This window comes from Microbacterium sp. zg.Y909, from assembly GCF_024626565.1.
Genome location: NZ_JANJFJ010000291.1, coordinates 1 through 5,581 on the forward strand (window position 1 = coordinate 1; position 5,581 = coordinate 5,581).

Genomic DNA, 5,581 nt, shown 5'->3' on the forward strand with positions numbered 1-5,581 from the left:
GCTCGTCTTCGCAATCACCACAGGAGTCTTCTCATGACCGCCAGCGCCCAATCGCGTGAAATGATCCAGATCGCCGCGCAGGCCGCAGATGCGACCGGCGGAGAGGACATCGTCGCGCTCGACGTTTCCGAGCCGCTGCCGCTCGTCGATGCCTTCCTCATCGTGTCCGGCAACAGCGAGCGCAATGTCGCCGCAATCGCCGACCGCATCGAGGAGAAGCTTCTCGAAGCGGGACACAAGCGCCTCCGCCGCGAGGGGCGTGAGCAGGCCCGGTGGATTCTGCTGGACTTCGGTGACCTCGTCGCGCACGTCTTCCACCAGGAGGAGCGCGTGTTCTACGGCCTCGAGCGACTGTGGAAGGACTGCCCGGTCATCCCGGTCGAGCTCCCCGCCACCACGTCGGCCGACTGAGGCTCACTGCAGGCAGAACTCGTTGCCCTCGGGGTCGCGCAGCTGGTAGTACAGCTCGGGCCATGGGCCCCAGTTCCGATCGACGAGTCTGACGACCTCGGCTCCGAGGGCCACCAGGCGGTCCTTCTCGGCGTCCAGCTGCTCGCGGGTCGGGCGGCCGTCGGCCACGGCCTGCACGTCGAGGTGGATGCGGTTGCGCCCCCGCTTCGGCCCGTCGGCGTGGTGGAAGAAGAGTCTGGGGCCGACGCCGGCCGGGTCTTCGGCGAGAGCGCGCGTGCTCAGATCTTCTTCGGTGAGCCCGGCGTCGAGCAATTGCCGGCGCATCGGGTCCTCCCATTCGAGGAGCGGATAGCCGAAGACCCCCGCCCAGAAATGGGAGAGCGCGCGGGGGTCATCCGCGTAGAAGGTGATGTTGCCCAGGGTGGCCATCTGGCACCTCCGTCGTTCGGATACGGCGCCCAGTGTACGGACACGCCCGGACATCGCGTTCGATTCGATTCACCGCGCTGACGTGTTGTAGGCTTAACGAGTTGCCGCGCGAGAGCGCGAACAGCGTCTGGGCCTGTGGCGCAGCTGGTAGCGCACCTGCATGGCATGCAGGGGGTCAGGGGTTCGAGTCCCCTCAGGTCCACGAAAACCCCTGGTAGAACAGGGGTTTTTGTGTTTTCGGGGCTCCCGCACAGTCCGTAGGTGAGGCGCGCCTTCGCAGACGAACCTTTTGACGAGCTGCCTGACCTGCTCACGATCAAGGACGGCCTGTCTCGGCACCCATCCCCGTCGGACGTGCGAACGCTGCCCACACTCGGCCGCCGCGGCGGTCGCGATCTCCGAGTCGCTATGCTCGCCGGAGAATGCCGGAAGCGGTCCAGTGCGCAAGCGCCGTTCTGCTGACGACCTTCGACGTCGACGACGACGTGTTCGCGGCCCCCGACGCCGGCGCGGCGGGCTTCCTCCTCAAAGGAGCGGACGAAGCGACGCTCGCCGGCGCGGTGCGATCGGTAGCCGCGGGGGAGGGGACACTGGACCAGCGCCTCACCCGGCGCATCCTGCACGAGTTCGTGGCCACCCGCCGAACGGCGCCGTCACCGCGCCCGCAGCCGGCGGTGCCGGTTCCGCTGACCGGCCGCGAGGTCGACGTGCTGCGGCTGCAGCCGGGCTGACGCCGCCGACCGGCCCCGCCTCGGGCGAGCAGGTCAGCGCGTGGTGAGTTCCCTCACCGCGGGTTCAAGGTGCGGATGCCGGAAGGTGAAGCCCGCCTCAGTGAGCATGCCGGGGACCACCCAACGGCTCTTGAGCACGAGCTCCGGCTCGGTGCGCAGCAGCCACATCGCCGGCTCAAGCATCCAGCGCCAGGCGGGGAGTCCGATCGGCATGCCGACCGCGCGCCGCAGCGTGCGCATGAGGGTGCGGTTGTCCGACGGATGCGGGCTCGAGAGGTTCACCGGACCGCTGATGCCATCGCGGTCGCGGACGAAGCGGATCGCCGCGACGACGTCGTCGATGTGGATCCAGCTGAACCGCTGCCGGCCCTTGCTGCGATGCCACGGCGACCGGCCGTCGCCGGTGGGGTTGGCGCCGATGCCGCGGTAGCGGCGGTGCGGCATCCACCAGCCGTCGAACTGGGGACCGCCCAGTCCCACCCGCGCCAGCGTGAACAGCATGTTCGTCGCCGGGCCGTCGCCCAGAACGATCGCCATGCGCAGGGCGACGCGGCGGGTGTGCGGCAGGTCGCCGGCGAAGAACTCGCGCTCCCATGCCCGAGCGACATCGACGGAGAAGCCCGTGCCGACTTCGCCGCCAGCCTCCGACTGCGGCCGGCCCATCGCGTGCCGGTAGATGGTCGCGGTCGACGCGTTGAGCCAGACCGCCGGCGGGTGCGCCGCAGCAGCTACGGCTTCGCGCAGCGCCCGCGTCGTCTCGGTGCGCGAGCGCAGGATCTCATCGCGGTTGGCGTCGGTGTATCGACAGTTGACGGACTTGCCAGCCAGGTTCACCAGGAGCGCAGCACCGTCGACCGCGCGCGCGATGGCTTGGGCATCATCCCACCGGTACTGCGCCGACCGCCCGATGCGACGCACCTCATAGCCGTCGTCGACCAGTGCGGACACCACGGCGGAGCCGACGAACCCGCTCGCGCCCGCCACCACGGCGATCGGTCTGTCTCCCACGCGTGCTCCGATCGTCGCCTGCCGTCGCCTCGACACTATCGACACCGCAGCGCGCGGTACGGCGGGCTCACCCGGCGGCGGTCACTACCACGGTCTTCGCCACCGCACGCGCGGACCGCACGTCCCATCGCCGACCACGCACGGGTTCCGGTCAGGGCGACCGACCTACACTGTCGGGATGCACCGATCCGGCCGTCTGCTGAGCGTCCTGGCGACCGTCGTGGCACTGGGCGCGGCCCTCACCCCTGCGACGGGCGCGGCGGCGGGCGAGACATCAGCGCCGCCGGCATCGGCGACCGTGACGGCGGCCGACGGCGCTGCCGTCGATGCACGTGCCCGGCAGCTGGTCGCCGCGATGTCCACCCGCGAGCGTGCGGCATCCGTCGTGATGGGACACATCCCCACGAGCGACCCGAGCGCGCTGCGCGACTACATGACCGCGACCGGCGTGGGCGGGTTCATCCTCATGGGGTCCAACGTCCCGGCCGATGAGGCGGCGCTGCGCGAGATCACCCGCGCACTCACCGTGGACCCGATGCTCCCCGTCGTCCTCGGCATCGACGAGGAGGGCGGCGACGTCACCCGGCTGCCCTGGGACGCGCTCCCCGGGGCGACCACGCTCAAGGACGCGCCCCCTCCCGAGACGGCCTCGGCGTTCGCCGCGCGCGGCGCCCTGCTGCAGCGCGCCGGGGCGACGGTGAACTTCGGCATCGTGGCGGACGTCACCGCCGACCCCGCGAGCTTCATCCACCGCCGCGCCCTCGGCACGACACCTGAGGCCGCCGCGGAACGCGTCTCGGCCGCCGTCGTGGGCGAGGCCGGCGCCGTCGCGAGCACCCTGAAGCACTTTCCCGGCCACGGTGCGGCCCCCGGCGACTCGCATCACATGCTGCCGACCACGAACCTCTCACGCGAGGCCTGGGGCCAGACGGATGCCGTGCCCTTCCGTGCCGGCATCGATGCGGGCGCCGAGCTGCTGATGTTCGGGCACCTCGTCTACACGTCCGTCGACGTCGCACCGGCCACGATGTCCGCGGAATGGCATCGCATCGCGCGCGAGGAACTCGGGTTCACCGGGGTCGCCATCACCGACGATCTCGGCATGCTGCAGAACACCGGCGATCCCGCCTACGCCGATCCGGTGGCCAACGCGGTCGCGGCCCTCGCCGCGGGCAATGACATGGTGATGGCGGTGATGCTGTCGGATGCCACCACGGCGACGCGCCTGGTCGACGGCATCGCCGCCGCAGTCGACACCGGCGCCCTGCCCGCCGAGCGGCTGGACGAGGCGGCGACCCGGGTGACCGCGCTGCGCCTGCAGTCGACCACCGGCGCCCTGACGCCCTGCGACTCCTGTCAGCCGGTCGGCTGAGGCCCACGCCACGCGGCGACGATCGCCTGCCGCAGTGAGTTCGCCCGGTCGGCGAACTCACGCTGACGCCGCACGTACTCGGCCTTGCCGTCGGCCGTCTCGATGCGCACCGGCTCGACGCCCCAGTCCACGAGGTCGTAGGGCGATGCCGCCATGTCGAGGGCGCGGATGTCGCGCGCGAGCTCGAACGAGTCCAGCAGCAGCTCTCCGGGCACCAGCGGGCCGAGCTTCATCGCCCACTTGTAGACGTCCATGCCGGCGTGCAGGCAGCCAGGCTGCTCCCGCAGCGGCTGGTCTTCCCGCGTCGGCACGAACTGGTTGCGCGGACCGGCGTCGGGGGTGAAGAAGCGGAACGCGTCGATGTGCGTGCACCGCAGTTCGTGGCCCTCGACCACGGCATCCGTGCCCTCCTGCCCGAGGCGCAGCGGCACGGTGTGCCGCGGCTGCGGGGCCCGGTAGACCATCGCCCACTCGTGCAGCCCGAAGCACCCGAATCGGCCCGGGCGCGCGGCCGTGAGACGCAGCATCCGCTCGCAGAGGTCGAGCAGCTGCGGCTTCGCGGCCTCCAAGCCCGCCGCGTCGACCCGAAGGCTTGCCGGGGCGCTTCCCGGCGCGTACCAGCGCCACGCGGCGCGCGGGGTGACCGCGGCGTCGGCGAGGTCGACGCCGACACCCGGATGCCAACGGCGCAACAACGCCGGCTTGTAGGAGTAGTACGTGTACAGGAAGTCGTCCACGGGGTGGGTCTTACCGCGGGCTGCGCGCTCGCGCCGCCCGGCGGTGAGCTCATCGGCGCGGGCGTGGTGCGCGTCCTCGCGCTCCTGCCACTCGGCGCGGCTCAGCACCAGGGCGGTGCGAGATGCGAGCGCGGTCATCCTTCGAGCCTACGCGGGAGGCGCGCGGGCACCGCGTCGTCGCATGCGGGGGTGCTGCGGCGGCACCCGCTATGCCCGGATGCGAGAATCAGCCCGGATGCGGACCATCACCGGCATCCGGTCCGCATCTCGGCAGATCTCCTCATCCCGGGCGCCGGGACCAGCAGACGGACGGTGGATGCCGCAGGCCGGGACCGCCCGGCGGCAGCGACACCTACCGCGCCCAAGCGACACCCGATATGCCCGGATGCGGAGATCCGCCCGGATGCGGACCACCACCGGCATCCGGGTCCGCATCTCGGCAGATCTCCTCATCCCGGGCGCAAAGCCGCGCACAGGGCCGGTGGATACAGGCACCGAAGCACCAAGCCCGCCCGACGCCTCGTGGATGCCGCATCCCGGCACACCGCCCGGCCGGACGCCCCGACACCCGGCATGAGTCGCGGACTACGCAGCGGGCTCGATGAGCTCGGGGGAGTCGTTGCGCACGTTGCCGACAGCAGGCGAAACCGGATAGTCCTCGAGCGTGTCGGCCAGCGCGGGCGCGGCGTCGATCGCGGCATCCAGCAGGTCGCGCACGTTGTGGTCGTCGGTGTCGGTGTCGAGCCACGCGTCGGCGAAGTCGCCGTCGATGAACAGCGGCATGCGGTCGTGGATCGATCCGAGCCGCCCGATCGAGTCCCGGGTCAGGATCGTGAAGCTCAGCAGCCAGCGCTCCGGGTCATCGTCCGCCTTCTGCGGGTCCTTCCACCACT

Annotated in this window: 7 protein-coding genes and 1 tRNA gene; 4 read left to right on the forward strand and 4 right to left on the reverse strand. The window is 71.2% G+C overall.

Annotated elements, in window-relative coordinates:
- The first annotated feature begins 33 nt into the window (after positions 1-33).
- Positions 34-411 carry a ribosome silencing factor gene (gene rsfS / locus NQ160_RS17350; protein WP_257514197.1) on the forward strand — a complete coding sequence of 126 codons (378 nt, stop codon included), beginning with the start codon at positions 34-36 and terminating at the stop codon, positions 409-411.
- A 3-nt stretch (positions 412-414) separates the two neighbouring features.
- Here the strand turns inward: rsfS and NQ160_RS17355 are convergent, their stop codons facing one another.
- Positions 415-840 (reverse strand): VOC family protein, encoded by a 426-nt coding sequence (locus tag NQ160_RS17355; RefSeq protein WP_257516402.1) that lies wholly within the window; start codon positions 838-840, stop codon positions 415-417.
- 129 nt (positions 841-969) lie between these two features.
- Here NQ160_RS17355 and NQ160_RS17360 point away from each other — a divergent pair.
- Both NQ160_RS17360 and NQ160_RS17365 read left to right on the forward strand, forming a co-directional pair.
- Positions 970-1,042: transfer RNA gene (locus NQ160_RS17360), tRNA-Ala, on the forward strand.
- A gap of 220 nt (positions 1,043-1,262) precedes the next feature.
- Entirely contained in the window at positions 1,263-1,571 is a 309-nt protein-coding gene (locus NQ160_RS17365) for a hypothetical protein (RefSeq protein ID WP_257516403.1), read from the forward strand.
- Positions 1,572-1,604: 33 nt separating this feature from the next.
- Here NQ160_RS17365 and NQ160_RS17370 read toward each other — a convergent pair whose 3' ends face one another.
- On the reverse strand, positions 1,605-2,579 hold the full coding sequence (locus tag NQ160_RS17370; RefSeq protein WP_257516404.1) for an epimerase: 975 nt from the start codon (positions 2,577-2,579) through the stop codon (positions 1,605-1,607).
- Positions 2,580-2,757: 178 nt separating this feature from the next.
- Here NQ160_RS17370 and NQ160_RS17375 point away from each other — a divergent pair, with 178 nt between their 5' ends.
- A complete protein-coding gene (locus NQ160_RS17375) occupies positions 2,758-3,951 on the forward strand; it encodes a glycoside hydrolase family 3 N-terminal domain-containing protein (RefSeq protein ID WP_257516405.1) in 1,194 nt (397 codons plus the stop codon).
- On the opposite strand, the gene NQ160_RS17380 is transcribed toward NQ160_RS17375, so the two are convergent.
- Positions 3,936-4,826 carry a 3-methyladenine DNA glycosylase gene (locus tag NQ160_RS17380; RefSeq protein ID WP_257516406.1) on the reverse strand — a complete coding sequence of 297 codons (891 nt, stop codon included), beginning with the start codon at positions 4,824-4,826 and terminating at the stop codon, positions 3,936-3,938. The genes NQ160_RS17375 and NQ160_RS17380 overlap by 16 nt on opposite strands.
- A gap of 447 nt (positions 4,827-5,273) precedes the next feature.
- A partial coding sequence (locus tag NQ160_RS17385; RefSeq protein ID WP_257516407.1) for an SOS response-associated peptidase occupies positions 5,274-5,581 on the reverse strand: 308 nt, incomplete at its 5' end.

Bases quoted from the DNA above. Each gene is read 5' to 3' on its own strand.
- NQ160_RS17375 (WP_257516405.1), top strand. From the start codon at position 2,758: ATGCACCGATCCGGCCGTCTGCTGAGCGTCCTGGCGACCGTCGTGGCA.
- NQ160_RS17380 (WP_257516406.1), bottom strand. From the start codon at position 4,826: ATGACCGCGCTCGCATCTCGCACCGCCCTGGTGCTGAGCCGCGCCGAG.
- NQ160_RS17355 (WP_257516402.1), bottom strand. From the start codon at position 840: ATGGCCACCCTGGGCAACATCACCTTCTACGCGGATGACCCCCGCGCG.
- NQ160_RS17365 (WP_257516403.1), top strand. From the start codon at position 1,263: ATGCCGGAAGCGGTCCAGTGCGCAAGCGCCGTTCTGCTGACGACCTTC.
- rsfS (WP_257514197.1), top strand. From the start codon at position 34: ATGACCGCCAGCGCCCAATCGCGTGAAATGATCCAGATCGCCGCGCAG.